Annotated in this window: 22 protein-coding genes and 2 pseudogenes; 10 read left to right on the top strand and 14 right to left on the bottom strand. The window is 67.9% G+C overall.

Annotation, left to right across the window (positions count from 1 at the left end; genetic code table 11):
* Positions 1 to 19: 19 nt before the first annotated feature.
* From AB0B76_RS33050 to rsgA, 14 genes and pseudogenes are all read right to left on the bottom strand, one after another.
* A complete protein-coding gene (locus AB0B76_RS33050; RefSeq protein ID WP_360382751.1) occupies positions 20 to 361 on the bottom strand; it encodes an RNA polymerase-binding protein RbpA in 342 nt (113 codons plus the stop codon).
* A gap of 131 nt (positions 362 to 492) precedes the next feature.
* The gene (gene secG / locus AB0B76_RS33045; RefSeq protein ID WP_345122998.1) at positions 493 to 750 is read right to left on the bottom strand and encodes a preprotein translocase subunit SecG; all 258 of its coding nucleotides are present in this window, start codon (positions 748 to 750) and stop codon (positions 493 to 495) included.
* A gap of 63 nt (positions 751 to 813) precedes the next feature.
* Positions 814 to 2,517 (bottom strand): ABC transporter substrate-binding protein, encoded by a 1,704-nt coding sequence (locus AB0B76_RS33040; protein ID WP_360382749.1) that lies wholly within the window; start codon positions 2,515 to 2,517, stop codon positions 814 to 816.
* Between the two features lie 182 nt (positions 2,518 to 2,699).
* Positions 2,700 to 3,482, bottom strand: coding sequence for a triose-phosphate isomerase (gene tpiA / locus AB0B76_RS33035; protein WP_360382747.1), 783 nt, complete (start codon positions 3,480 to 3,482; stop codon positions 2,700 to 2,702).
* A 3-nt stretch (positions 3,483 to 3,485) separates the two neighbouring features.
* Positions 3,486 to 4,631, bottom strand: a complete 1,146-nt coding sequence (locus AB0B76_RS33030) for a phosphoglycerate kinase (protein ID WP_360382745.1) — start codon at positions 4,629 to 4,631, stop codon at positions 3,486 to 3,488.
* Positions 4,628 to 5,632 carry a type I glyceraldehyde-3-phosphate dehydrogenase gene (gene gap / locus AB0B76_RS33025; RefSeq protein ID WP_360382744.1) on the bottom strand — a complete coding sequence of 335 codons (1,005 nt, stop codon included), beginning with the start codon at positions 5,630 to 5,632 and terminating at the stop codon, positions 4,628 to 4,630. The genes AB0B76_RS33030 and gap overlap by 4 nt, the downstream gene beginning before the upstream one ends.
* A 424-nt stretch (positions 5,633 to 6,056) precedes the next feature.
* Positions 6,057 to 7,037: a DNA-binding protein WhiA gene (gene whiA, locus AB0B76_RS33020; protein WP_360382743.1), complete on the bottom strand. Its 981-nt coding sequence runs from the start codon at positions 7,035 to 7,037 to the stop codon at positions 6,057 to 6,059.
* Between the two features lie 334 nt (positions 7,038 to 7,371).
* A pseudogene (yvcK, locus tag AB0B76_RS33015) lies at positions 7,372 to 8,268 on the bottom strand (uridine diphosphate-N-acetylglucosamine-binding protein YvcK); the annotation flags it as partial.
* 359 nt (positions 8,269 to 8,627) lie between these two features.
* Positions 8,628 to 9,521, bottom strand: a complete 894-nt coding sequence (gene rapZ, locus AB0B76_RS33010; protein ID WP_360382904.1) for an RNase adapter RapZ — start codon at positions 9,519 to 9,521, stop codon at positions 8,628 to 8,630.
* Positions 9,522 to 10,355: 834 nt separating this feature from the next.
* Positions 10,356 to 12,263: pseudogene (gene uvrC / locus AB0B76_RS33005) on the bottom strand (excinuclease ABC subunit UvrC); the annotation flags it as partial.
* A gap of 68 nt (positions 12,264 to 12,331) precedes the next feature.
* Complete coding sequence (locus AB0B76_RS33000; protein ID WP_360382741.1) at positions 12,332 to 12,754, bottom strand: Rieske (2Fe-2S) protein; 423 nt, start codon at positions 12,752 to 12,754, stop codon at positions 12,332 to 12,334.
* 135 nt (positions 12,755 to 12,889) lie between these two features.
* Positions 12,890 to 13,405 (bottom strand): Rieske (2Fe-2S) protein, encoded by a 516-nt coding sequence (locus tag AB0B76_RS32995; RefSeq protein ID WP_360382740.1) that lies wholly within the window; start codon positions 13,403 to 13,405, stop codon positions 12,890 to 12,892.
* Between the two features lie 211 nt (positions 13,406 to 13,616).
* On the bottom strand, positions 13,617 to 16,679 hold the full coding sequence (uvrA, locus tag AB0B76_RS32990) for an excinuclease ABC subunit UvrA (protein WP_360382738.1): 3,063 nt from the start codon (positions 16,677 to 16,679) through the stop codon (positions 13,617 to 13,619).
* 129 nt (positions 16,680 to 16,808) lie between these two features.
* The gene (gene rsgA, locus AB0B76_RS32985; RefSeq protein ID WP_360382736.1) at positions 16,809 to 17,840 is read right to left on the bottom strand and encodes a ribosome small subunit-dependent GTPase A; all 1,032 of its coding nucleotides are present in this window, start codon (positions 17,838 to 17,840) and stop codon (positions 16,809 to 16,811) included.
* Between the two features lie 94 nt (positions 17,841 to 17,934).
* Here rsgA and AB0B76_RS32980 point away from each other — a divergent pair, with 94 nt between their 5' ends.
* From AB0B76_RS32980 to AB0B76_RS32935, 10 genes are all read left to right on the top strand, one after another.
* On the top strand, positions 17,935 to 18,369 hold the full coding sequence (locus AB0B76_RS32980) for a hypothetical protein (RefSeq protein WP_360382735.1): 435 nt from the start codon (positions 17,935 to 17,937) through the stop codon (positions 18,367 to 18,369).
* Positions 18,370 to 18,379: 10 nt separating this feature from the next.
* Entirely contained in the window at positions 18,380 to 19,057 is a 678-nt protein-coding gene (locus tag AB0B76_RS32975) for a maleylpyruvate isomerase family mycothiol-dependent enzyme (RefSeq protein ID WP_360382733.1), read from the top strand.
* On the top strand, positions 19,054 to 19,650 hold the full coding sequence (locus AB0B76_RS32970) for an MBL fold metallo-hydrolase (protein WP_360382732.1): 597 nt from the start codon (positions 19,054 to 19,056) through the stop codon (positions 19,648 to 19,650). Before AB0B76_RS32975 ends, AB0B76_RS32970 begins: the two co-directional genes overlap by 4 nt.
* A 105-nt stretch (positions 19,651 to 19,755) precedes the next feature.
* Positions 19,756 to 19,923, top strand: a complete 168-nt coding sequence (locus AB0B76_RS32965; RefSeq protein ID WP_327005497.1) for a hypothetical protein — start codon at positions 19,756 to 19,758, stop codon at positions 19,921 to 19,923.
* A complete protein-coding gene (locus AB0B76_RS32960) occupies positions 19,920 to 20,303 on the top strand; it encodes a hypothetical protein (RefSeq protein ID WP_360382730.1) in 384 nt (127 codons plus the stop codon). Before AB0B76_RS32965 ends, AB0B76_RS32960 begins: the two co-directional genes overlap by 4 nt.
* Complete coding sequence (locus AB0B76_RS32955) at positions 20,303 to 20,902, top strand: DUF2637 domain-containing protein (protein WP_360382728.1); 600 nt, start codon at positions 20,303 to 20,305, stop codon at positions 20,900 to 20,902. The genes AB0B76_RS32960 and AB0B76_RS32955 overlap by 1 nt, the downstream gene beginning before the upstream one ends.
* Before the next feature lie 730 nt (positions 20,903 to 21,632).
* Complete coding sequence (locus AB0B76_RS32950) at positions 21,633 to 23,213, top strand: hypothetical protein (protein ID WP_360382727.1); 1,581 nt, start codon at positions 21,633 to 21,635, stop codon at positions 23,211 to 23,213.
* Positions 23,203 to 24,570: a hypothetical protein gene (locus AB0B76_RS32945; protein WP_360382725.1), complete on the top strand. Its 1,368-nt coding sequence runs from the start codon at positions 23,203 to 23,205 to the stop codon at positions 24,568 to 24,570. Before AB0B76_RS32950 ends, AB0B76_RS32945 begins: the two co-directional genes overlap by 11 nt.
* Positions 24,571 to 24,852: 282 nt before the next feature.
* Positions 24,853 to 25,056, top strand: a complete 204-nt coding sequence (locus AB0B76_RS32940; protein ID WP_360382723.1) for a hypothetical protein — start codon at positions 24,853 to 24,855, stop codon at positions 25,054 to 25,056.
* Between the two features lie 316 nt (positions 25,057 to 25,372).
* Positions 25,373 to 26,539: a helix-turn-helix transcriptional regulator gene (locus AB0B76_RS32935; RefSeq protein ID WP_360382722.1), complete on the top strand. Its 1,167-nt coding sequence runs from the start codon at positions 25,373 to 25,375 to the stop codon at positions 26,537 to 26,539.

Raw genomic sequence — 26,539 nt, 5'->3', positions numbered from 1 at the left:
CACCGGCGCCCTTCGCTCATCATCGACCTGTGCGTTGGCGGAGGCGGGCCAGCGCCTCCTGGAGAATGGCCTCGCCGTCGGCGTCGCTGCGCCGCTCCTTCACGTAGGCCAGGTGGGTCTTGTACGGCTCGGGCCGCGGACGCTCCGGGGGTGCCTGCTCGTTCTGGCCGGCCGGGAGGCCGCATCGGGGGCAGTCCCAGGTGTCCGGGGGCTCGATCTCGGCGGCGAACGCCGGCTCGGTCAGGTGCCCGTTGGAGCACCAGTAGGCGACACTGCGCCGGGCGGCCTGTTCACCGCGCTCGGCCCAGCGCACCGGGCCGGAGCCGACTCGTGTTCCGCGGATGGCATTGCCAGTTGCCACGGCTGCTTGCTCCTGTTCGTCGGGAGGGTACGACGTCTTACGGAGTGCAGGAGTGTGGGCGTAAACACCTGCGCGCGGCCCGCAAGTTGGACGGGACCGCGCGCTGAGTCTAACGCCTGCCGGCCGAGGGCTCAGGCACCGCCGTTCTGCACGATTTTCAGCCACAGGCCGAGGCCCACGATGCAGGCGAACCAGATGATGCCGACCAGCAGGGTGTACCGGTCCAGGTTCTTCTCGGCGACCGAGGAGCCGGCCAGGCTGGAGGACACGCCGCCGCCGAACATGCTGGACATGCCGCCGCCCTTGCCGCGGTGCAGCAGCACGAGCATGGTCAGCAGCACGCTGGTGATGACCAGCAGCACGATCAGGGTGTAGGCGAACGCCGTCATGGCGCGGTCGTCCTCTCAACAGGGCGGTCAGGGCACGGTCCGGGCAGAGCGGGTGTCAGCTTACTAGGCGAGTCCGATCGCGCACAGGTCGGGCTGGCCGAACTGCGGATGGATGAAGCCGCCGCGGATGTTGGTGCCCGCCATGCGCAGCGCCTTCATGTAGACGATCGGGATCGTCACCGCCTGCTCGGCGATCTTCTGGTCCAGTTCACCCCAGAGTTTGTACTGCCGGTCGGGTACCGACTCGGCGAGCGCCGCGGAGATCTGGTCGTTGACGCCGGCATCGTTGAGCAGGCCGTAGTTCTGGTTGTTGGTGGCGTTGGCCTTGGTCGGGATCAACCGGCCGTCGAAGAGCGGCGGGATGACCGCCGAGCCGTTCGCCCAGTCCGGGATCCAGCCGGCCCACAGCAGGTCGTTGGTGTTCGCGGGGTTGCCGATGACGTCGAAGTACGTCTCGGGGTCGATCCCGTTGATCTTGATCTGGATGCCGATCTGCTGGTACGTCTCCACGACCGTCGTCGCCAGCCGCCTTATGTCCTTCTGGTCGGGGATGGACAGCGTCAGCGTGTTCGCGCACGGCTTGCCGCTCTTCTGCTGCTGCTCGATCAGCTTCAGGGCCACGTCCGGCTTGCCCTCGACGTTGTTGGCGCTGTCGTACACGTCGAAGTCCTTGTGGGCCTTCAGCTGCGGCGCGATCATCGTCGTCGCGTAGTCGCCGTAGACCGATCCGCCGGCCGCGGCGCGGAACTTGCGCTTGTCGAACGCGTACACCAGCGCCTGACGGCAGGCGAGGCTCGGGATGCGGCGGCTGTTGATCGCGAGGTACCGGATCCCGCCGTAGCTGCCCTGGACCGCCCGCGCCGACAGGTCGGGGTCGTTGATGACCTGCTGCACGAAGTTCGGCGCGACGTTCTTGTCCAGGTCGATGGTGTCGGCGTTGTCGCCGTCGCTGGTGATCAGGTTCGAGGTGACCGTCGGCAGGTCGCCGTTGGCCGCGACGACGATCTTGTCCGGGTAGGCCTTGCGCACGCCGTCGGTCTTGCGGTCCCAGTACGGGTTGCGCACGTAGACGAGCTGCTGGTCGGTGACCTCCTGCAGCTTGTACGGCCCGGAGGAGACCGGGTGCTTGTCGTAGTCGGCCTTGGTGTCCTGCTTGGCCGGGACCGGGGCGAAGACCGACATGGCGACGGTGTACCCGAAGTCGCCGATCGGCTGGTTGAGCGTGAAGCGGATGTTGCGGTTGTCGACGCACTGCACGGACGTGAGGCCCTTGCCGCCGTTGTTGCCGCCGACGAACGGGCCCGCGTAGTCGTCCGCGTCGGCGAGGTAGGTCTTGGCGTACGGCTGGGCGACGGAGAACAGCCCGGAGAAGCTGCGCTCGACGCCGTACTTGACGTCGGGGCAGGTGATCGGGGTGCCGTCCTCCCAGCGGACGTCCTCCTTGAGCTGGAAGTCCCAGACCCGGTTGCCCTCGCTCGGGCGGCCGGCGTCGGTGGCGAGGTCGCCCACGATCTCGCTGGAGGCCGCGCCCGGCTCCGACCGGAAGGTCGTGAGCGTCCGGGTGATCAGGCGGCTGACGTTGGCCTCGGTGGCCGTGGCGACCCGCTGCGGGTCGAGGTGGGCCGGCTTGGCGCTCACCACCACGTGCACGGTGCCGCCGGTCCGCGGCGGCTTGGGCCCGTTCTTGGCGTCGGCGTCGCTGCACCCGGCGGTAGCCAGCAGCGCTAATCCGGCGATTGTCGCAATGGTGGTACGACGACGGCGCATGCTGGTCCTTCGCGGCGCGCCGCGCGGATCCGGGCTCACCCGTTCGTGGCGGGATGCGCCCTGGCCCGGTGGCTTGACGCCAGGTCAAGGGGTGGTGGACGGAGCCACTTTAGGCGTCATTGAGCCGGCAGCAAAACGTCGCGCGGCCCTGGTGGACCGCGCGACGCTGGGTGCTGTTTTTGTTACTTTCCGAGGCGGACAATCCTCGCAAAACCCTCGGCGTCGATGCTCGCGCCGCCGACGAGAGCGCCGTCGATGTCGGGCTGCTCGATGATCGCCGCGATGTTGTCGTGCTTGACCGAGCCGCCGTAGAGGATGCGCACCCGGTCGGCCGTGCCGCCCGTGTACTTCTCGGCCAGGCGGGTGCGGATCGCCCCGATGACCTCCTGCGCGTCCTGCGGCGTCGCCACCTTGCCGGTGCCGATCGCCCAGACCGGCTCGTACGCGACGACGATCTTCTCGACCTCGTCGGTCTTGATCTTCTCGAGGCCGGCGTCGAGCTGCGCGAGGGTGTACCCCACGTGCTCGCCCGACTCGCGGATCTCCAGGCCCTCGCCCACGCACAGGATCGGCGCGATGCCGTTGGCCAGCGCCGCCTTCACCTTGGCGTTGACCAGGGCGTCGTCCTCGCGGTGGTACTGCCGCCGCTCGGAGTGCCCGACGACCACGTACTGGCAGCCGAGCTTGGCCAGCATGGCCCCGGAGATCTCGCCCGTGTAGGCGCCCGAGGTGTGCGCGGAGATGTCCTGCGCGCCGTAGCCGATCTGCAGCTTGTCGCCGTCGACCAGCGTCTGGACGCTGCGGATGTCCACGAACGGCGGAAGGACGACCGCCTCGACGTCGTTGAGCTGCTTCTCGTTGAGCGTGAAGGCCAGCTTCTGGACCAGCGCGATGGCCTCGAGGTGGTTCAGGTTCATCTTCCAGTTGCCCGCCATGAGCGGGCGGCGTCCGGTGACCTCAGCCATGACTCAGGCCCCCAGTGCCGTGATGCCGGGCAGGGCCTTGCCCTCGAGGAACTCGAGGGAGGCGCCGCCGCCGGTGGAGATGTGGCTGAAGCCGTCCTCCGGGATGCCCAGCGCGCGCACGGCCGCGGCCGAGTCGCCGCCGCCGACGACGGTGAAGCCGTCGACCTTGGTGATCGCCTCGGCGACGCCCCGGGTACCGGCGGCGAAGGGGGCCAGCTCGAACACGCCCATCGGGCCGTTCCAGAAGACCGTCTTCGCACCGTCGAGGGCCGCCGCGAAGGCCGCCACCGACTCCGGGCCGATGTCCAGGCCGAGCTCCTCGGCCGGGATCGCGTCCGCGCCCACGGTCTGCGTCGCCGCGTCGGCCGCGAACTTGTCCGCGGTCACGACGTCGGACGGCAGCACGATCTTGTCGCCGCCGCGCTCGAGCAGGTCGCGGCAGGTGTCGACCATCTCGTCCTGCAGCAGGCTCTTGCCGACCTCGTGGCCCTGGGCCTTGAGGAAGGTGAAGCACATGCCGCCGCCGATGAGCAGCTTGTCGACCTTGGGCAGCAGCGCCTCGATGACGGCGAGCTTGTCCGAGACCTTGGAGCCGCCGAGCACGACGACGTACGGCCGCTCGGCCTCGCCGGTCAGCTTCGAGAGGACCTCGAGCTCCTTGGCGACCAGGTACCCGCTGTAGTGCGGCAGCAGCGCGGGCACGTCGTACACGCTGGCGTGCTTGCGGTGCACGGCGCCGAACGCGTCGTCGACGTAGACGTCGCCGTGCGCGGCCAGCTCCTGCGCGAACGCCTTGCGCTCGGACTCGTCCTTGCTGGTCTCCCCCGGGTTGAAGCGGAGGTTCTCCAGCAGTACGACGTCGCCGTCCGTCTGGAAGGCAACCTCGACGCCCAGCAGCTCGCCCAGGCGGGCGGCGACGGGCGCCAGGGTGTACTTCGGGTCGGGCGCACCCTTCGGGCGGCCCAGGTGCGACATGACGGTGACCTTCGCCGCGCCGGCCTCACGCAGGGCGTTGAGGGTCGGCAGGACGGCGCGGATGCGGCCGTCGTCGGTGATCCGGTCGCCGTCCAGCGGGACGTTCAGGTCGGCGCGCACCAGCACGCGCCGACCGGCGACGCCCTCGCTCAGGAGGTCGTCGAGCGTCTTCACAGGCCGGTGCCGACCAGGGTGACGGCGTCGACGAGGCGGTTGCTGTAGCCCCACTCGTTGTCGTACCAGCCGACGACCTTGACCTGGTTGCCGATGACCTTGGTCAGGCCCGCGTCGAAGATGCACGACGCCGGGTCGGTCACGATGTCGCTGGAGACGATCGGGTCCTCGGTGTAGGTCAGGATGCCGGCCAGCGCGCCCTCGGAGGCGGCCTTCAGCGCGGCGTTGACCTCCTCGACGCTGGTGTCGCGGCCGACGGTGACCGTGAGGTCGGTCGCCGAGCCGGTCGGGATCGGCACCCGCAGCGCGTACCCGTCGAGCTTGCCCTTGAGCTCGGGGATGACCAGGCTGATCGCCTTGGCGGCGCCGGTCGAGGTCGGCACGATGTTCAGGGCCGCGGCGCGGGCGCGACGCAGGTCCTTGTGCGGGCCGTCCTGCAGGTTCTGGTCCTGCGTGTACGCGTGGATCGTGGTCATGAGGCCACGCTCGATGCCGAACGTGTCGTTGATGACCTTCGCCATCGGCGCGAGGCAGTTCGTGGTGCACGACGCGTTGGAGATGATCGTGTGCTTCGCCGGGTCGTACTGGTTCTCGTTGACGCCGAACACGATCGTCAGGTCCTCGTTCTTGGCCGGGGCCGAGATGATGACCTTCTTGGCGCCGCCCGCGACGTGGACCTTGGCCTTCTCCGCGTCGGTGAAGATGCCGGTCGACTCGATGACGACGTCCGCGCCCAGGTCGCCCCAGGGCAGCTTCGACGGGTCACGCTCGGCGAGAGCCTTGAAGGTCTTGCCCGCGACGGTGATCTCGTCCGAGGTCGCCTTGATCTCCTCGCCCAGCCGGCCGAGGATGCTGTCGTACTTCAGCAGGTGCGCCAGCGTCGCGTTGTCGGTCAGGTCGTTCACACCGACAATCTCGATGTCGGCGCCCTTCGCCAGGGCCGCACGGAAGAAGTTGCGGCCGATACGGCCGAAGCCGTTGATGCCAACCCGGATGGTCACTTCGACACATCTCCTCGTCTCTTCGCGCTCCGGCCGCGTTGGATTGCCGATGCCGTGCGCCAGATGAGTGTTATTGGCTCGCCCACCCTGGTCCCGCCGGTCCGGACCCACCCGTTGGTGCGTAGCCCGGCCGCGTGCTGCGGCGGCGATCGAACAGCGAGGAGCGACCCGAGTCGGCCTCATCGCCGAACACGGGAAACCCTATCGTCTCGAACCGGTCACGACCCCGCGGGGGTGTCGGAGCCCACGTTCGAGAGTACGGCGGCGCGGCCGGGGGCGGCACGATACCGGGGCACCGGTCCGTCGCAGGCACGCTCCGCGCGGCTTTGAGTGCGCACACACCACTCACGCCCGATAAGTCGGGCGCTCCGCGCCGCGACTTATCGGATTTATACCCCGACAGGGCCTATATCGGATTCCGCGGTCAGCCGACCAGCATCTCCGGGGTCACCGCGGACTCGGTGTCGGGAATGCCCAGGTCACGGGCCCGCTTGTCGGCCAGGGCCAGCAGGCGCCTTATGCGGCCGGCGATGGCGTCCTTGGTCAGCGGCGGATCGGCGAGGGCGCCGAGCTCCTCCAGCGAGGCCTGCCGGTGCTCCAGCCGCAGGGTACCGGCGCTGAAAAGATGCTCCGGCGCGTTCTCCGCGAGGATCTCCATCGCCCGGGCGACCCGCGCCGCGGCGGCGACCGCGGCCCGCGCCGAGCGGCGCAGGTTGGCGTCGTCGAAGTTGGCCAGCCGGTTGGCGGTGGCCCGGACCTCGCGCCGCACCCGGCGCTCCTCCCAGGTCAGCACGCTCTGGTGCGCCCCGATGCGGGTGAGCAGCGCGGCGATCGCGTCGCCGTCCTTGACCACGACCCGGTCGACCCCGCGCACCTCGCGCGCCTTGGCGGTGATCCCGATCCGCCGGGCCGCCCCGACGAGCGCGAGCGCCGCCTCGGGCCCCGGGCACGTGATCTCCAGCGCACAGCTGCGCCCGGGCTCGGTCAGCGAGCCGTGTGCGAGGAACGCACCCCGCCACGCGGCGACCGCGCAGCACATGTTCGCCGACACGACGTGCGGCGGGAGCCCGCGCACGGGACGTCCCCGCACGTCGAGCAGCCCGGTCTGCCGGGCGAGGGCCTCGCCGTCCTTGACCACGCGCACGATGAAGTGGCTGGCCTTGCGCAGGCCGCCGGACGCGAGGACGTGGATCTCGCTGCCGTACCCGTACACCTCCGACACCTCGCGCCGCAGCCGGCGCGCGGCCGCGTTGGTGTCGAGCTCGGCCTCGACGACCACCCGGCCGGAGACGATGTGGAGCCCGCCCGCGAAGCGCAACAGCGCGGCCATCTCGGCTCGCCGGCAGCAGGGCTTGGCCACGTCCACCCGGCTGAGCTCGTCCTTGACCGCAGCGGTCATCGCCATTCTGTCGTCACCTCGCGGATTTCGTGTTCGCAGTCATGTCGTCGTCCGTACCGGCTCGCGCCCGTCCACCGTTGCCGGCGTGGGCCCGCGAGCCGTTGTCGCCCCTCGTACCGCCACCCGAACGGCTTACACCGCCCGGCGCACCGGCACCCCCCGCACCCGTGCTCGCGCGCGCCTCCGCGCCGCTCGTGCTCGTACCGTCGCCGCGGTCGTTTTTGTTCGCACCGCTGCCGCGGCTCGAACCGCTCGCTTCGGTCCTGCCCGTTCCGGCCCTGGTCGAACGACTCGCGTCGCTCGGTCGGCCCGCACCTGTCGCGGTGGCGGGGTCGACGCGCAGCAATGGCTCAAGGGCCGCCGCCAGCGCCTGCGGGTCGTGCCGGGGTGCGCCGTCGACGACGGCGACCGGGGCCAGCACCAGCCGCGCACCAAGCGATTCTGCCGCACGATGGACCGGTTCGGGGTCGCCTACGGCTTTCCCGTCGGCAAGAACTACATCGACGTGCAATCCAGGTAGATAACGAGGCAGGGCGGCCAGGTGTTCCGGCAGGGTCAGCCCCGCGGTCTCGCTGTCGGCGGCCAGGTTGAGCGTGACCAGCCGCCGGGCCGGGCTCTCGCGAATGGCGTCGGCCAGCCCGGGCACCAGCAGGTGCGGAATCACGCTGGTGAACCACGAGCCGGGCCCGAACAGCAGCCAGTCGGCCTCGCGTACCGCCCGTACCGCCTCCGCACATGCCTCGGGCGCCGCCGGCGTCAGCCGCACGCGGTCGATGGTCTTGGCGGTGACCGCGACCTCGTGCTGCCCGCGTACGGTGACGACCTCGCCACCCTCCGAAAGATCCGCCTCGATGTGCAGCGGATCGCGCGACATGGGCAGCACCCGGCCGCGGCAGCGCAGCATCGCGGCCGCCCGGTCGAGCGCGGCCACCGGGTCGCCGGCCTGCTCCATGAGCGCGACCAGGACCAGGTTGCCGACGGGGTGCCCGGCGATGTCGTCGTCGCCGGTGAACCGGTGCTGGAACAGGTCCGCGGTCGCCGTCTCGTCGGCGAGCGCCGCGAGCGCCTGGCGCAGGTCCCCGGGCGGCAGGATGTCCCGCGTCTGCCGGAGCCGCCCGCTGGACCCGCCGTCGTCGGCGACGGTCACGACGGCGGTGATTTCGAGCGGACGCCCGCGCTGTACCACGCGCAGGGCCCGCAGGGTCGCGGACAGCCCGTGGCCGCCGCCGAACGCCACGACTCGAACGGGCGCGCCCGCGCGCTCGGTGTCGGGGGCCGGCTCGGCGGCAACGGCATCCGGCACGCGCACTTCCACCCGGCCACGGCCGAAGTCGCTCGCCGCGACGGCCCGGGTCCGTGTGCGCCCGTCCGACGGCGCCGCGCCGGCCGACGAACTGGCACTCGGCAGGGCCGCGCCGGCCGACGGACTGGCACTCGGCAGGGCCGCGCCGGCCGACGGACTGGCACTCGGCAGCGCCGCGCCGGCCGCGTCAACTGCGGACGGGCTGCGCTTCGAGGGCGTCGGGTCGGCCGGGGGCGCGGGGTTGCTCGCGGCCGGGGTTCGTGCGGCTCCGAGCTCGTCCGTGGGTCGGCTCGTCATTCGCGTCCCAGGTCGCGGTGCTGCGGCGAGGCCGAGAGCCGCATCTCGCGCAGCCGCCGGGCGAGCTCCTCGGCGATCGCCACGCTGCGGTGCTTGCCGCCCGTGCAGCCGACGGCGATCGTGAGGTACCGCTTGCCCTCGCGCTCGAAGCCCGGCGCGGTCGCGTTGATCAGGCGCGCGTACGTCTCCACGAACGTGATCGCCCCGCGCTGCCCCAGCACGTACCGGCTGACTTCCGTCTCCCGCCCGGTGTGCTCGCGCAGCTCGGCGACCCAGTACGGGTTGGGCAGGAACCGCGCGTCGAGCACGAAGTCGGCGTCGGGCGGCAGGCCGTACTTGAAGCCGAAGGAGAGCACGGTGACCCGGATCTGGGTCGTGTCCTCCTCGCCGAACATCTCCTCCACGCGCCCGCGCAGCTGATTCACGTTGAGGTGGCTCGTGTCGATCAGGACGTCGGCCTGCTCGCGCGCCTCCTGCAGCAGCTTCCGCTCGGCCGCGATGCCGTCGGAGAGCCGCCCGGCGCCCTGCAGCGGGTGCGAGCGCCGCACGCTCTCGAAGCGCCGGATCAGCACCTCGTCGTCGGCGTCGACGAACACCATCCGCGGGTTGAAGCCCCGCTCCCGCAGCGACTTCATCGCCCCGGGCAGGTCGGTGGAGAAGGCGTGACTGCGTACGTCCAGCACCATCGCCGTGCGCCGCACCGCCCCCTGTGCCGCGTGCGCTAGCTCGGCCATGTCGAGCAGCAGCGCCTGCGGCAGGTTGTCCACGACGTAGTACCCGACGTTCTCCAGCGCCCGCGCCACGGTGCTGCGCCCGCCGCCGGACACCCCGGTCACGATCACCAGGTCGGTCGTGTTGCGCCCGGGCAGGACCCCCTCGTCCGGGTCCACCTCCCCGACGCCGAAGCCCTCCACCACAGCACGCTCCGCACCGGCGAACACACCCTCCGCGAAGTCGACGGCGGTGGTGGCGGGCGGTTCATCGCCACTGTCCGGCGCGGTGGCGTCTCTCGGCACGTCGCCTTGTCTCGACACGTCGAAGAGTTTATGTCGTACGGCGCGCCGCATCGGACGGTCGGTCAGTTTGCACTAGTTCGCGGTATCTCTCAGCGGCACCTCGATTTCCGCTCCGCCCCAGCTTGCCCCGGTTCCTGACCCGCGTTCGGGCGTGTCGCCAGACCCCTCCTCCACCTCGGGCGTGTCCCCCGTTCGTGTCGGCCGGACGCCCGTCGGGGCCACCGCGGCGCCCTCGACCGACACATCGAGGTCCTCGCCCACGTGCGAGACGTCGACACGGGGCCGCTCGGGTCCGCCGGAGCCCGAAGCACCCGGATGCGCCGGCCCACCCGAGTCCGAAACATCCGAATAACCCGACCCGTTCGATTCCGAACCGTCCGAATGAGCCGACCCGCCAAGCCGCCCGCCCGAGTCCGAAACGCCCGGATGCGCCGACCCGCCAGGCCGCCCCTCGGCATCCGAAACGGCCGAATGAGCCGCTCCGTCCGGCCCATCGGCGCCCGAGACCTCCGGATCCGCCGAGCCGCCCGACGTCGCCAGGCCGTCCGAAGCATCCAGATCGTCCGGCCCCTCCGAAGCCCCCAGATCCTCCGAAGCCTGCAGATCCTCCGAAGCCTGCAGATCCTCCGAAGCCTGCAGGTCCTCCGAAGCATCCGGAGCCGACAACACGGCATCCGCGGGCGGACGCGCCGACGCCAGCGGATCGCCGTTCAGCGCCGTCTGGATCGCCTCCGCCGTACGCCGGCCGATGCCCGGGACCTCCGCGATCTCCTCCAGGCTCGCGGCCTTCAGCCGTTTGAGCGACCCGAAGTGCCGCAGCAGCGCCTTGCGGCGGATCTCCCCGAGGCCGGGCACCGAGTCGAGCGCCGAGGCCGTCATGCGCTTCGAGCGTTTCTGCCGGTGGTACGTGATGGCGAACCGGTGCGCCTCGTCGCGGACGCGCTGCAGGAGGTACAACCCCTCGGAAGCCCGCGGCAGGATCACCGGGAACTCGTCGTCCGGCAGCCACACCTCCTCGAGGCGCTTGGCGAGCCCGCAGATCGTGATGTCGTCGATGCCCAGGTCGAGCAGCACCTGCGCGGCCGCGTTGACCTGCGGCTGGCCGCCGTCGACGACCACGAGCTGCGGCGGGTAGGCGAACTTGCGCGGGCGCCCGGTCGTCGGGTCGATGCCGGGGCGGGAGGGGTCGGTCTCGGCGGCCTCGTCGATCTCGATCTTGGCGTCGAGGTAGCGCGCGAACCGCCGCCGCAGCACCTCCGAGATCGCCGACACGTCGTCGGTCGCGCCGTTTATCGCGAAGCGCCGGTACTCGCTCTTGCGCGACAACCCGTCCTCGAAGACCACCATGCTGGCGACCACGTCGGTGCCCTGGATCTGCGAGATGTCGTAGCACTCGATGCGCAGCGGCGCGGTGGCCATCGTGAGCGCCTCGGCGATCTCCTCGAGCGCCTTGCTGCGCGTGCTCAGGTCGCCGGCGCGGCGCAGCTTGTGCTGCATGAGCGCCTGCTCGGCGTTGCGCGCGACGGTCTCGGCGAGCGCCTTCTTGTCGCCGCGCTGCGGCACCCGGATCGACACCCGGCTCCCGCGCAGCCGGGTGAGCCAGTCGGCGAGCGCGTCGACGTCGGCCGGCAGCTCCGGCACCAGCAGCTCGCGCGGCAGGTCGGCGGCCTCGGCCCCGGCCTCGCTGCCGTAGATCTGCGTGCAGAAGTGGTGCACCAGGTCGCCCGGGGTCAGGTCCTCGGTCTTCTCCACGATCCACCCGCGCTGGCCGCGCACCCGCCCGCCGCGCACATGGAAGACCTGCACTGCCGCCTCGAGCGGGTCGTCGGCGAACGCGACGACATCGGCATCGGTACCGTCGCCAAGCACCACCGCCTGCTTCTCCATGGCCCGCCGCAGCGCCCCGAGATCGTCGCGCAGCCGCGCCGCGCGCTCGAAGTCCAGCTCGTCCGAGGCCTGGTACATCTCCCGCTCGAGCTGCTTGACCATCACGTCGGTCTTGCCGGCCATGAAGTCGCAGAAGGCCTCGACGATCTGGCGGTGCTCGTCCTCGCTGACCCGGTCGACGCACGGTGCCGAGCACTTCCCGATGTACCCCAGCAGGCACGGCCGCCCGATCTGCCCCGCGCGCTTGAAGACACCGGACGAGCACGTGCGGGCCGGGAAGACGCGCAGCAGCAGGTCGAGCACCTCGCGGATGGCCCACGCGTGCGCATACGGCCCGAAATACCGCACGCCCTTGCGCTTCGCGCCGCGCATGACCTGCAGCCGGGGATAGCCCTCGTCGAGCGTGACGGCGAGGTAGGGGTAGCTCTTGTCGTCGCGGTACCGGACGTTGAACCGCGGGTCGTAGGCCTTGATCCAGTTGTACTCCAGCTGGAGCGCCTCGACCTCGGTGCCGACGGTGACCCAGTCGACCCGCGCCGCCGTCGTGACCATCTGCTGGGTGCGCGAGTGCAGCGTCCAGAGGTCGGCGAAGTAGCTGCTGAGCCGTTGCCGGAGGCTCTTGGCCTTGCCCACGTAGATGACCCGGCCGGAGGGGTCGTAGAAACGGTAGACACCCGGGGTGTCCGGAATGGTCCCCGGTGCTGGTCTATACGTGGACGGGTCAGGCACGCTTCGAGACTATCCGGGGGGTACGACAAAATCGGGGGCCGGTCGCGGTGACCAGCCCCCGACTCCGGTCACGTCGTCAGGTAGATGTCGTCGCCGTCGACGCGCAGCTTCTTCTCCTTCAGCGGCGCGTTCGCGGGCGGGTTCGTGACGCTCCCGTCGGCGGCCGAGAAGGTACTGCCATGGCATTTGCAGTTGATGTTGTTGTTCGCCACGTCAGTCACCACGCACTGCTGGTGGGTGCAGATCGCCGTGAAGGCCTTGTACGTCCCGGCCTCCGGCTGGGTGATGACCGTACCGCCGTCGTCCGAAGTGATTTTGCCGCCACCCACCGGGATGTCGGCCTTCTTCGCGATCGGCCCCCCGGGGGTGGAGGCGGAGCCGGCGGTGCTGTCCGATCCACCCTTGTCGTCGTCTCCACAGGCGGCGAGGACGGACACGGCCGTCACGCCGACCGCCCCGGCGAGCACCGCACGGCGGGTCGTCTCACTCATCAAGCTCCTCCAATGGTCGTTGGCCCGCAGGCCGCGGCCAGAGATACACAGGTCATGGAGGGTACGGTTCAATGCTCAACAAAAACTGTGAATTCGGCACCCAAACCGCAATCGAGGCACCCACGGAGCGTGATTTCAGCTCCGAACGACGTACCCGCTCTTCACAGCAACCTTGATGGTCTTGAGCCCGCCCGGCGCCGGCCCTTCGACCTTGGACCCGTCGGCGACCTTGAACTTCGAGTTGTGGCGCGGGCACATGATGATCGGGTTGCCGTCGAACGGCGGGTCGACGATCGCGCCCTGATGGGGACAGACCGCGTCGTACGCCTTGAAGGACCCCTTCGCCGGCTGCAGCACCAGCACCGTGTCCTTGACGATCACGCCGCCGCCGACGGGCACCTCACCGACAGCGACAAGCGCATTTGACGGTACCTGGGGATCGCCGCCCCCGCCCGAGCCGTTGTCGTCGAACGGGTTGCCGCCGGTCGTGGCCGGTGCGGAGGGCGCGCTCGAGCCGCCCGGGTTGCCGCCGGCACTCGGCGCGGGATCGTCCCCGCCGCAGCCGGCCAGCACGGCGATGCCCATCGCGCCCGCACCGAGCAGCAGCGTGCGCCGCGCGGCGCAGAGGTTGAAGACGTCCTCGTCTGGCACGTGGTTCCTCCTGAGGTCAGCCTCGCCAGCGGCAACCGTAGCAGCGCCGCGTGACCGCTTTTGAAACCCCTGAATACGACATAGGACCTGTCGGGGTATAAATCCGGTATGTCGCGGCGCGGAGCGCCCGACATACCGTGAACAGAGCCCCGGCGTGCACCCCGAACGCGAAGGCCCCGAGCGATCAACCGCGCCCAGGGCCTACCGCACGTCAGCGCTTCGCGGCCGCCTTCTTCGCGGCCGTCTTGCGCGGCGCCGCCGCCTTCTTCGCCGGCGCTGCCGCCTTCGCCGGAGCCGCGGCCTTCGCCGCCGTGGTCTTCGCCGGGGTCGTGGCCTTCGCGGCGGCGGTCTTGCGCGGCGTCGGGGCCGGCTTCGTGCCGTTGGCCTGGGCCGCCCGGTTCCGCGCCGCCGGGTCGCCCGTCGGCTCGCCCGACAGGCCCAGGGTGTGGCGCAGGAACTGGCCGGTGTAGCTCTCCGGCAGCTCGGCGACCTCCTCCGGCGTGCCCGCCGCGACCACCGTGCCGCCCTTGTGGCCGCCCTCGGGGCCCATGTCGATGAGCCAGTCGGCGGCCTTGATGACGTCGAGGTTGTGCTCGATGACGATCACCGTGTTGCCCTTGTCGACCAGGCCCTGGAGCACGATCAGCAGCTTGCGGATGTCCTCGAAGTGCAGGCCGGTGGTCGGCTCGTCGAGCACGTACACCGTGCGCCCGGTCGAGCGCTTCTGCAGCTCCGAGGCCAGCTTCACGCGCTGGGCCTCGCCGCCGGAGAGGGTCGGGGCCGGCTGGCCCAGGCGCACGTAGCCGAGGCCCACGTCGACCAGGGTCTTGAGGTGGCGGTGGATCGCCGGGATGGCCTCGAAGAAGCCCGCGGCCTCGTCGATCGGCATGTCGAGGACCTCGGCGATGGTCCGGCTCTTGTAGTGCACCTCGAGGGTCTCGCGGTTGTACCGCGCGCCCTTGCACACCTCGCAGGGGACGTACACGTCCGGGAGGAAGTTCATCTCGATCTTGATCGTGCCGTCGCCCGCGCACGCCTCGCAGCGGCCGCCCTTGACGTTGAAGGAGAAGCGGCCCGGGCCGTAGCCGCGCACCTTCGCCTCCGTCGTCTCGGCGAAGAGCTTGCGGATGTTGTCGAAGACGCCGGTGTACGTCGCCGGGTTGGACCGCGGCGTGCGCCCGATCGGCGACTGGTCGACCCCGACCACCTTGTCGACGAGGTCGAGCCCGGAGATGCGGGTGTGCCGCCCCGGCACCATGCGCGCGCCGTTGACCGTGTTGGCCAGCACCGCGTGCAGGATGTCGTTGACGAGCGTGGACTTGCCGGAGCCGGAGACGCCGGTGACCGCGGTGAGCTGCCCGAGCGGGAACGACACCGTCAGGTTGTGCAGGTTGTGCTCGCGCGCGCCGACCACGACGAGCTCGCGCCCGGGCGTGCGGGGCCGGCGGATCTCCGGCGTCGGGATGCTGCGGCGGCCGGAGAGGTACGCCCCCGTCACCGACTCCTCGGTCTTGATCAGCTGCTCGTAGGGCCCGCTGTGCACGACCTTCCCGCCGTGCTCGCCGGCGCCGGGCCCGATGTCGACGATCCAGTCGGCGGTGCGGATCGTGTCCTCGTCGTGCTCGACCACGATCAGCGTGTTGCCGAGCTTCTTCAGGCGCGTGAGGGTCTCGATGAGCCGGTGGTTGTCCCGCTGGTGCAGGCCGATGCTGGGCTCGTCGAGCACGTACAGCACGCCGACCAGGCCGGAGCCGATCTGCGTGGCCAGCCGGATGCGCTGGGCCTCGCCGCCCGACAGCGTGCCGGAGGCCCGGTCGAGCGACAGGTAGTCCAGGCCGACGTCGACCAGGAAGCGCAGGCGGGCGTTGATCTCCTTGAGCACCCGCTCGGCGATCAGCTTCTGCCGGTCGGTGAGCTCCATCGAGCCGAGCAGCTCGGCGCAGTCGCCGACGGACAGGTTGCACACGTCGGCGATGCTGCGCCCGGCGATCGTCACGGCGAGGATCTCAGGCTTGAGCCGGGTGCCGCCGCAGGTGCCGCAGGGCACGTCGCGCATGTACCCCTCGTACTTGTCCCGCGACCAGTCGCTCTCGGTGTCGGCGTGGCGCCGCTCGATCCACTGCACCACGCCCTCGAAGCCGGTGTAATAGGAGCGCTCGCGGCCGTACTTGTTGCGGTACCGCACGTGCACCTGGTCGTCGGAGCCGTACAGGATCGCCTTCTGGCCCCGCGACGACAGCCCCTGCCACGGGGTGTCGAGGTTGAACCCCTCCTCCTCGCCGAGCGCCTCGAGCAGCCGCAGGAAGTAGTCCAGCGTGTGCCCGGTGGCCCAGGGCGCGACGGCGCCGTCGCGCAGCGTGCGCTCCGGGTCCGGGATGATCAGCTCGGGGTCGACCTCTTTCTTGGTGCCGATGCCGGTGCAGTCGGGGCAGGCCCCGTAGGGCGCGTTGAACGAGAACGACCGGGGCTCGAGATCCTCGACCGACAGCGGGTGCTCGTTGGGGCAGGCGAGGTGCTCGGAGAACAGCCGCTCGCGGTGCTCGTCGCCCTCGGGCAGGTCGACGAACTCGAGGATGACGATGCCGGCCGCGAGCTTCAGCGCGGTCTCCACCGAGTCGGTGAGCCGCTGCTTGGCGCTCTTCTTGACCGCGAGACGGTCGACGACCACCTCGATGGTGTGCTTCTCCTGCTTCTTGAGCTTCGGCGGCTCGGTCAGCGGGTGTACCACGCCGTCGATGCGCGCCCGCGCGTAGCCCTTGGACTGCAGCTCGGCGAACAGGTCGACGTACTCCCCCTTGCGCCCCCGCACGACCGGCGCGAGCACCTGGAACCGGGTGCCCTCGTCCATGGCCAGCACGCGGTCGACGATCTGCTGCGGCGTCTGCTTGGTGATCAGCTCGCCGCAGACCGGGCAGTGCGGCTCGCCGACGCGCGCATAGAGCAGGCGCAGGTAGTCGTACACCTCGGTGATGGTGCCGACCGTCGAGCGCGGGTTGCGCGAGGTCGACTTCTGGTCGATGGAGACCGCCGGGGACAGGCCCTCGATGAAGTCCACGTCGGGCTTGTCCATCTGGCCGAGGAACTGCCGAGCGTAGGACGACAGCGACTCGACATAACGCCGCTGCCCCTCGGCGAAGATCGTGTCGAACGCCAGGCTCGACTTGCCCGAGCCGGAGAGCCCGGTGAACACGATCATCGCGTCGCGCGGCAGGTCGAGGCTGACGTCGCGGAGGTTGTGCTCCCGTGCGCCACGGATGATCAAGCGGTCGGACATGCTTCCCCTTGGCAGTATTCGTCCGGTTGGAACACCGTCCCGGTGCCAGCCGACAACTCTAGCCAGGGGGTATGACATTTTTTGGCCGCCGCCCGCCCGAGGGGTCCTCGAACGGGGGAAGCGCACCAGCTAGCCCCGGGCCGGACGGCGGCGCTCGCGGCTTTCACGACGCACCCGGCGTACCGCTGCCAGCTTCTGCTCTTTTTGCAGTTTCTGCCAACTCGCATAGCGCCGCGGGCTCAGCTCGCCCTCCTCGACGGCCGCGCGCACGGCGCATTCGGGCTCGTCGCCGTGGCGGCAGTCGTCGAACCGGCAGGCCTGGGCGAGCAGCGTCACATCCGCGAAGGCCCGATCGAGACCGGTGACGGTGTCGAACATGCCGACCAGGCGGACGCCGGGCGTGTCCAGCACCGCCCCGCCGTCCGGCATGGGGATCAACGCGCGGTATGTGGTGGTGTGCCGCCCGCGCCCGTCCGCGCGCAAGGCCCGCGTCTGCATCACCGGCGCCCCGGCGAGCGCGTTGACCAGGCTCGACTTGCCCGCCCCGGACGCGCCGAGCAGCCCGAGCGTGCGTCCGCGCGCGACAAGGGGGTGCAGCCCGTCCAGGCCGAGCCCGGTGCGCGCGCTGACCGCGTGCACCGTGACGCCCGAGGCCCGGCCCGGCATCTGCGCCGCGATCGCCTCGGGGTCCGCGGCCAGATCGGCCTTTGTCAGTACCAGATGAGGTTTCGCCCCTGACTCCCACGCGAGCGCCAGCAGGCGCTCGATGCGGCCGGGGTCGGGCGACGGGTCGATGGGCTCGACGACCGCCACGGCGTCGATGTTCGCCGCGAGGACCTGCCCGAACGACTCCTCGCCGGCCGTCGCGCGGACGATGGCGGTGCGTCTCGGCAGTACCGCCTCCGCCGTCAACCGCCCGTCCGGCCAGTCGCGCACGACCAGCCAGTCCCCCGCGCACGGCAGCGCGCCCGGGTCCTGGGCGGCCCGGGCGAGCAGCCCACCGGCCACGCTGGCGCGCACGGGTCCGCCGGCCGCGAGCGCGGTGCAGACGCCCCGATCCACACGGCTCACCCGCGCGGGACGCTGCCCGAGCACGGCAAAGCGCCCGAAAGCCTCGGCGAAACCGTCGTCCCATCCGAGGGCCGACAGGTCAACACTCACAGTAATCCTCTCAGAACCGAACTGGCGTTCGGAAACCCACGGTAGGTAGCGCGTCCACAACGCGAAACCGAATATCGGGGCTATGGTCGGGGACGTGCTCCCCTCGCATGTCTTGGCCGGCGCCGTCGGACTCCGCCTCGAGCGGGCCGACGTACAGTGGCACGTGTCCCCTGGGCAGGACGACTCGCTGATGCGGTTCTGGCTCACCTTCGGCGGGATGTGCTACGGCTTTCATGTGGGGGCCGAGGACGAGATCCTGGACGTGATCGTCGAGGAGCGCGGGACCGACGCGGACATGGGCATCTACGGCCGCCTCGAGGTGCGCACCGCGCGCGGTGACGACCCCGCGGCTTTCGCGGTCGGCCAGCGGCTGGTCGTGGTGCACGATCTTTTCGCGGGGTACCTCGGAAAGCCCATCGGCGCCCGCCTGTCCTTCGAGACCGTCGACCTCAGCGTGGCCGACTGGGAGGACGAACTGCACTGGGCCGTCGGCGACCTCCCGCCCGCGGTGGGGGTACGACAGCGATAATGTGTTCGGTGTGACCGCCGATCCACTGGTCCTCTCGCCCGAGCTCGGGCGAGCCACCGAGCGCCTGCTCACCACCGTCGAATCCCTTGACGACGCCGGCCTCGCCGAGCCCTCGCTCTGCTCCGGCTGGACGCGCGGCCACGTGGTCACGCACCTGGCCCGCAACGCCGACGCGTACGTGAACCTGCTCACCTGGGCCCGCACCGGCATTCGCACCCCCGCCTACGCCGGCGCCGACGCCCGTGAGGCCGACATCGAAGCCGGCGCGGGCCGCCCGGCCGCCGTCCAGCGCGCCGACCTCGCCGCCGCCGCAACCCGCCTGGCCACCGCGATCGACGCGCTGCCGCCCGAGGCGTGGTCCGCGGTCGTCGCACTGCCCTCCGGCGCCGAGATCCCGGCCGCCCGCCTGGTCTGGACGCGCCTCTGCGAGGTCGAGCTGCACCACGTCGACCTCGCTGCCGCGTACCAACCGGCCGACTGGCCCGAGGCCTTCCCCCTGCGCCTGCTGCACGACCCGGCCACCCCGCGCGCGGCCACCCTCGCCACGCCCGACGGCACCGTCCTGCTCACGGTCCCCGACGCCCCGACCGTCACCGGACCGGTCCACGCACTCGCCGCCTGGCTGACCGGCCGCGGCGACGGAGCCGGCCTGACCGGCGAACTGCCCGACCTGGAGGCCTGGAAATGAGCACCGGACTCGAGATCTCGTCCCTGTCCGTCGGCCCGATGGACAACAACGCATACCTCCTGCGCTGCCGCGCCAACGGCGACGCCGTCCTCGTCGACGCGGCCAACGACGCCGGGCGCCTGCTGCGCTTCATCGAGCCGGGCGGCATCCGCGCGGTCGTGACCACCCACCGCCACGCGGACCACTGGATGGCCCTCCAGGAGGTCGTCGACGCGACGGGCGCACAGTCCCTGGCCCACCCGGCCGACGCCCCGGAGATCCCGGTGGTGACGGCCCACCTGAACGAGGGCGACACCCTGCACGTGGGCGACTGCAGCCTCTCGGTCATCCACCTGGTGGGCCACACCCCGGGTTCGATCGCCCTGTACTACCCCGAGGAGGGCGGCCACCTCTTCACGGGCGACGCCCTGTTCCCCGGGGGTCCTGGACGGACCACAAACCCAGCGGACTTCAAGTCTCTGATGGACGACCTGGAAGAGAAGATCTTCGGGGTCTACTCGGATGAGACGGTGATCTACCCGGGGCACGGCAAGGACTCGACACTGGGCACGGAGCGGCCGTCGATCCCGGAGTGGCGCGCCAGAGGCTGGTAGCCGTTGCCGGCTCAGGACCCCCGACCTTGTTCCCCATGTCGGAGGAGTTCCTGAGCAATGACCGTCCCATCCATCCCACGCATCTCACCTTGGGTCGTGGCGCGCATGCCACTGACGCGCGTCGTCCGCGACCCGTACATCGTCGAACTGGTGCGGACGCTTCTGGAGGTCCTGGAAGACCGGACCCTTTCGAATGACGCCGAGGCGTACGCCGCATTCCGCCGCGTCGTCGGAATCCTCGCCGTCCTCGCGGACGAAGGACGGCGCCGATGAGCACCCCGCCGTTGACGTTCGCTGAGGCCGCGGACCGCAATCCGTTCCAACTCTTGCTGGACCTGTTCAACCACACCCAGCGCCGGCAGCCTGCCGGCGAGCCGGCCGAAGCAGCACTCGAAGAACTTGCCCTTGCCGCGGCTGTGGTGTCGTGGTGGAGCCGGTGGCAGCCACTCACCATGCACCGCGCCTTCGAGTCCGGCGCGCCGCTGAGCGACGTCGCGGGTGCGACCGGACTCACCGAGGACGAGGCCTATGTCCGGTGGTCACACTGGGCCGATGTCCAGTGCACTCTGAACCTCGGCGGACGTCCGGCCGTTGACCCGGCCATTGCTGCGGACATCCGGACACGCCTCCGGCCGTCACCTCAGGACGCTTGATGAACGCTATACGGCTGGCGCGTGCCGCCAGCACGGCGGCCGTCGCATCGATTGCGGCCTGGTCATCGTGGAGTCACATGGTCCACGTCGCTCTGCGGTTCGGCGAGCGGCCAGAGGTGGCCTACGTGCTACCCATCTCCGTGGACGGGATGCTCATCGTCGCCTCAACCGTGATGGTCGACGACAAGCGCCACGGCGGACGTGTCCGATGGTCGGCACGGATCGCGTTCGTGGCCGGGGTAGCTGCGAGCGTCGCCGCGAACATAGCCGCTGCCGAACCGACCGCTGGGGCGCGGATCGTCGCAGCATGGCCGGCAGTTGCACTGCTGTTGGTGGTTGAGATGCTCGCACGCGCCCGCCGATCACACGCCGCACAGCCACCGACCGTCGACGCCTCGCCCACCGTACAAGCGCCGCAGGGCGAGACCGCAAGGTCTTCCTCGCCGAATGTCCGCCGCCGTTCAGCAGCCGATACCGCTCACGCCATCTCAAAGATTCGGATGGAACGTCCGGACGCGACGCGGCAGGACATTGCTCAGGCACTTGGCCTGTCCGAACGGCATGTCCGCCGGCTGTTGGCAAGCCCCCTTCAGGGCTAACGAACCTGACGCGTGCGTCACTCAGCGAGGAGTGACGTGCGCGCACAGGTCGCCGCAAGTAGGAGCCGAGGACATCAGCGCAGACCACGCGCCAGAATGCCCGGATGCTCCCGCATCGACGAGATGCTCATTGCCCGTGTACCGCTCCAGTCCAGGGTTCTCGCAGCGTCGCGAAGCGATCCCCCGCCGCTGGTACTCCTCGGCGGTGGAAGCTTGTCGACCCGAGCGACTCTGCACCGTCGACAAACGAGCCACTCGACGGCGAACACGAACTCGTCATCAAGGCTCGACTCGCGGCAGAAATTGCAACTTCGGTGCCATCAGGAACTGGCCACCTGGTTCGCAGGCCAGTCATGGCAGGTGCGAACCCTCGTCGTCGATGTCTCTGTTCGTTGTGCACGATGCCACTCAGCACTTCTAGTCAAGATTAACCACCGAAGACCGCACAGCTTAACAACTACAGGCAAGCTACGTCAGCCCCTGGCACTAAACCGGATATGCAGTCCTGAGCCACAGGACTATACTCTGCATCCGAAGCAGACAAACCCTCCAACAACGCGGTCCAATCTTCCGAATTACCGCAGAAGCAGGACTAAACGGCACGGAGAAACGCAATAGCCATTACCACTCGCCCCCAGCGGAGCACGTTTTGTCAAACGATCAAAATTCCCGGCCGAAACAAGAAGTATGGTTCCTGGCGAGACAATCTGCCGGGGACAGCAAAATTGGAATGCCTCACGAGTTCACCGATATTCGACAGCTCGATCCCGCCGAATACGAATCCATCATTGCCGCGAATCATGCTATGTACGCATTCGGCTCTAACTGGAGCTGGAATCAGCTAGATGCTGCAGCTCGCGAATTCTATCACCACATCGAAGGCGCAACCGATGCCGTCGCAAAAGCGCGAGCAATAAACGGAGAAGATATCGCGCAAGCAAATCGCATATTTCGACGCATTCTTACTACCGCCGCAGACTGGCTTCGAGATCGACCAGGCACCCCCGTAACGCAATCAATTGCCTACGCCGTGCGTCTCGCACAGATCACGTCCGATGAAATCCTTGCCCTCATTCCGACGGATACCCTGCCACCAGTCTTGATACCAATACTGGCATCCTCGCTCACGCCGAACGGAGGGCCTCCAGTACGCGCTGACCAATTCATCGCGGCACTCTTGAATGACATGCAGGTCATTGCCGCTATGGATTTGGTAGCTGGTGAAGCGGAGATCGCCTCTGCCGCCGAAAAGCTAGCAATGCTGGCCGCCGAGGTTGTATACGGTGTGCCGATCGTTCGTGCGGGCAGTTCTGAGCTAAAGATTCTAAATCTACCGCTGAGTGACGTGCAGCAGACAATGCACGCTATAAGGGCCGCTCATCACATCCTGGGCAGACGCGACATGGCCCGGGCTGCAGTGAGCAATAGCCGCGCCGACCCTGCCACGAACCATCCTGGTGCCGACGCAAAAGATGCGACCGCTAAAGCTCCTGATGATCACGCCAAACCTGCGATCGATCTAACATTGCTCATCGCCGAGGCGAGCAGTCTTTCGACCGACATCGAGCGAATGTGGTCCGACGCCTTAAAAGTCGTTAACGACTGGGCGAAACCAGCGTCCGAAAAGTGGGCATCAGTGATTGCGGCGATGATAAGCGCGGTTAATGAAAGGTCGCACACTATCAACTCCAACAACCTCAACGATCGCCTTCCTGCGGACCCATTGCCCGCGTCCGATGCTGCCAAGATACATCCGGATGCGACCGGCCAACAGCAAATGACACAATCTCTGTTGGCCGAGATTTGCATTGTGAAGGATCTTCTGCGCGCAATGAGAGGACTCCGCGAGCCGACTGCCCAAGCAGTCGACATCGAAAGCGGCAGAATCTTAACGTGGTGGGAGATGGGGGGATTCTCGTTAACGCGAGACGTCGGCGTAGCGGCGATTCGGATGGAAAACGAACTCGACGCGCTTGCGAACGGCACCAAGGTTGACGCCGACCAACAGGTGCTCCAATACCTGTCACTTTCACAGAATTGTGCGGATCGTGGCTATTACGAGGGCGCTCTGATCTATCTTGGCTTGGTAGCAAATCTGTCCAAGACAGTCGAGACCGCTCGCCGACTTCTCAATGCAGATGAATTTACAAGGATCAGCGATCTTGCACTTCGCTTAAGCTCCGGAGAACCGCCGAAACTCGGGACTATAATACCGCTCGTTCGGTACTGGTTAGATCAGATCACCCGCACTCTATACAGGGAACAGGCGGCAATCAGGGCGGCTATCAAGGAGGCTGGCGATGGCGCGTAAGGAAGGACTTGCACCCCTACCCGAAGATCCCTTCCACCTTGCCGCTTCAGGTGTTCTAGGAAAATTCAAAATTCGCCTCGGCGAGGCCAACCTTTCAAATGCATACACCGGGGGTGTACTTAATGTCGGGATGAATCGAAACACTAGAGCAAATATTGATTTATCACTGGCGCATCCCGCCATTAGAACTGCAGATTTTAGCAGTCAACTCACGGTCGACGAGGCACATACAGGAGCAAGAAGATTTACCGGGAAGGTAACAAGCGTTGCTGCCGCAGGTGAGGGTATTAGAATTGAGGCAGAACCCCTCCCTCAACTCAACGATCGAACTATTGGCGCTTGGGTATACAGAATTCCAGCGAAAGAGGCAATCTACACGCTGGCGAGAGGCGGCGGGCTAACAGCGGACAAGATCGACATTGAAGGCTTGGATTCCCTTCCATATGAGACATTCGAAATTGCCTCTCCAGTGGAAGGGATTGAGGTAAGCAACCCGATCCGGGTGGGAAATATAGCAATAGTTCCTCGGAGTGCAATCGGCCCTCTCCTTGAGGGCTACGATGTGAGTTCGCCCCCGGCTTCGACATTTGCGGACTTTTCTGCTTACGCCGTAGCATACGAGAGTGCGAATCTGCTAATCGATGCGGAGCGGACAGCAATGGCCGTCATTGATACATCGTTAGCATGGCTCCTAGTCAGAACCCGCTACTCGTACGCCCAATTGCCCAATGGCGAGGTCAACCATTGGACAAGGCGATCGCTTCATTTTCGACCTAGGAGAATTCCTATGGCGGCAATGCGAGGACTTAGATCGAAGCGCTCATGGATTCGGGACCTCATAGATCCAGCGACGACCCGAACGATGCACATTGGGCATGACGCTGCCGAACTAAAGCCTTCGTTGAATCGATCACTTCGAGCAGGCCTCGACCAGGCTCTAATTGCTACAGCTAGAGCGATCCTGTCAGAATCTCCGGTCCTCCAGATCACAGCGCTTTGGGAGGCAATAGAGTTCTATGTCGGAGGAACCCGCGTACCGAACACCTTCTCACAGTCCGAATTGTCAGAAATTCGAAAGAAACTTCGCGGCATGTTTACTGGCGAGAAAAAACGTCGTGTCGAAGACATGATCGGCTACTTGAACGATGCACCCACGATGGCAAAGTTCAGGTTTCGCCTCGCTCAAGACGGAATACCTATTTCCCCTGAAGAAGTCGAGACACTAGTCTCACTGCGTAGAATCCGAAACGATGTGGTCCACGGCCGCGCGGCAGGGCTTCCAGTACTGGAACATCTCAATCAGGGAATTGCCATCGTTGCACGAATTATCACTTACGCAATGGGTGGACGCTTCTAGCGTTCCCGTGATAGCAACAGCGAAGCCGCCACCTGGCACGGAGGAGAGTTAGGTGAGGCCCTACAGGGCACCCGTCGGTACTGGGAACTGTTCCAACCAAGTTGAGTCTACCGGTTCGCACAAAATCTGCCGCTGCCGTACGCGAGCGATGTGCATCTGCCAACTCAACACGCACAACTTTTCTACTACGTCGTGGTCTAGTTCATCGCTTCTGCAAGGAGAATGCCAGGATCGGTCTACCAGAGCCACGTACTCGCCTGCGAACACTTGAAGGCACGTCTCGTGCGGCTGATCAACGTAACTGTCCCGGATTTCGGGATCAAGGCTTCGCCAGCAGTCCACGATGTCGACGGTGACGTAGGCAAGGCCGTCGTTCTCTACCAGAAGACCAACGAGCTGCGCGACAGCAAGTGCCACCTCGGCTCGTTGGTGTGCGATCTCCAGTTCGACAGCCCGCTCGGCGAGTTGCGCGTGAGCATCGTCTAGCTGCCTCCGGGTCGAAGCTTCTTCGAGCTCTGCCGGGGTTTCCCAGACAATGGATGTCATGTCAGGCTCCCGCGTATCGTCGTCGGTTGGCGGCGCCGAGGCGGGCGGGCTTTGGTTCGCGAGGGCAGCGACTTGTGCCGTTGTCCGCTGGCCGCCAGCACCCGCCTCGGGCCATGAGTCCAATCAACCGCGATCCGGGCATTGGTCCCATTGCGTCGAGTGCGCAGAACTGTTGCATCCTCGTTGCGTCGTGGGCCGTGAGCTGCGTGAATGGGTTGGTCATCACGACTTTGTGCGGCGACGGGGAGGCCAACCAATGCCCGACAGGCGTCACCGGCTGGCGCAGCGCCGCAAGACTGTTGGGCTGAGTCAGGAGCGACTCGCTGAAATCATGCAGGTGGATCGGTCGACCGTGGTCCGCTGGGAGCGGGCGGACACCGAGCCACAGCCCTGGCATCGGCCGCGGTTGGCTGCGGCCCTGAAAGTTACGGTCGAGGAGTTGGCCGAACTCATCGCCGACGTCGGCGAGGCACCGTCGCGACCCGACGATCGCCTTGACTACGTCCTCAAGCATCCCGGCCGAGTCGACCTCGTGACGGTCGCCTACCTACGGGATCGGCTCCAACGGTTCGATGAGCAGTACGAGTCCGTGCCGTCGTCGCTGCTGTTGGCCTCGGTTGGCCAACTGCACGGGCAGGTAGCGTTCCTTCGTCGGTTCGCAACCACTGGAGTGCTGCAGCGGGCGTTGATCGCGGCAACCGTAGAGTCGGCAACGCTGATGGGGCAGCTGGTCTGGGACGCCTCGCAGCGACGCGACCACGCCGCCGCAGGCGCCTACTTCGACCAGGCGATCGACGCCGCGCATCAGGTCCGCGACGTGGTTGCAGCGGCAAACGCGGAACTGCGCAAGAGCTACCTCGCGCTGTACGGGACCGCCGATCCCGCTGCTGGCCTCACGTTGGCGCACCGGGCGGCGATGACGAGCCGGAACGACAGTCAGGTGATCGCCGGCCTTGCCCAACTGCACGTTGGTGAGGCGCGTGCCATGTTGGGTGACCGCCGCGGCTGCGAGACTGCGCTTGGTACCGCGGAGCAGCACTTCGCGCGGATTGCTCCAGACGAGTCGGCAGCGATGTTGTTCTGCCCCAGCCAGTACGGACGCCTTGCGGGCTCCTGTTGGCTCTCCCTCGGCAAGCCGCAGCGAGCCGAAGCGGCGTTGGAGTCCACGCGGCAGTTCCTTACCCAACAGCGCAAGTCGACCGCGATCGTGTTGGGCAACCTGGCGCTCGCCAGCATCCGCCAACGCGATGTCGATGCCGCTGTTGTACGGCTGAACGAGGCGATCGACGTAGTCGAACGGACTCGTAGCGGAGGTGGGTTGACGGTGGTGTTCGCCGCCGCGCGCGAGTTGCGGCCCTGGCGTGAGCAACCGGTCGTCGACGACGTAATGGATAGGCTGTTGACGCTGATGACGACCGCGTAG

Source organism: Dactylosporangium sp. NPDC049140, assembly GCF_040648435.1.
This window is presented reverse-complemented; position numbering and strand designations above follow the sequence as displayed.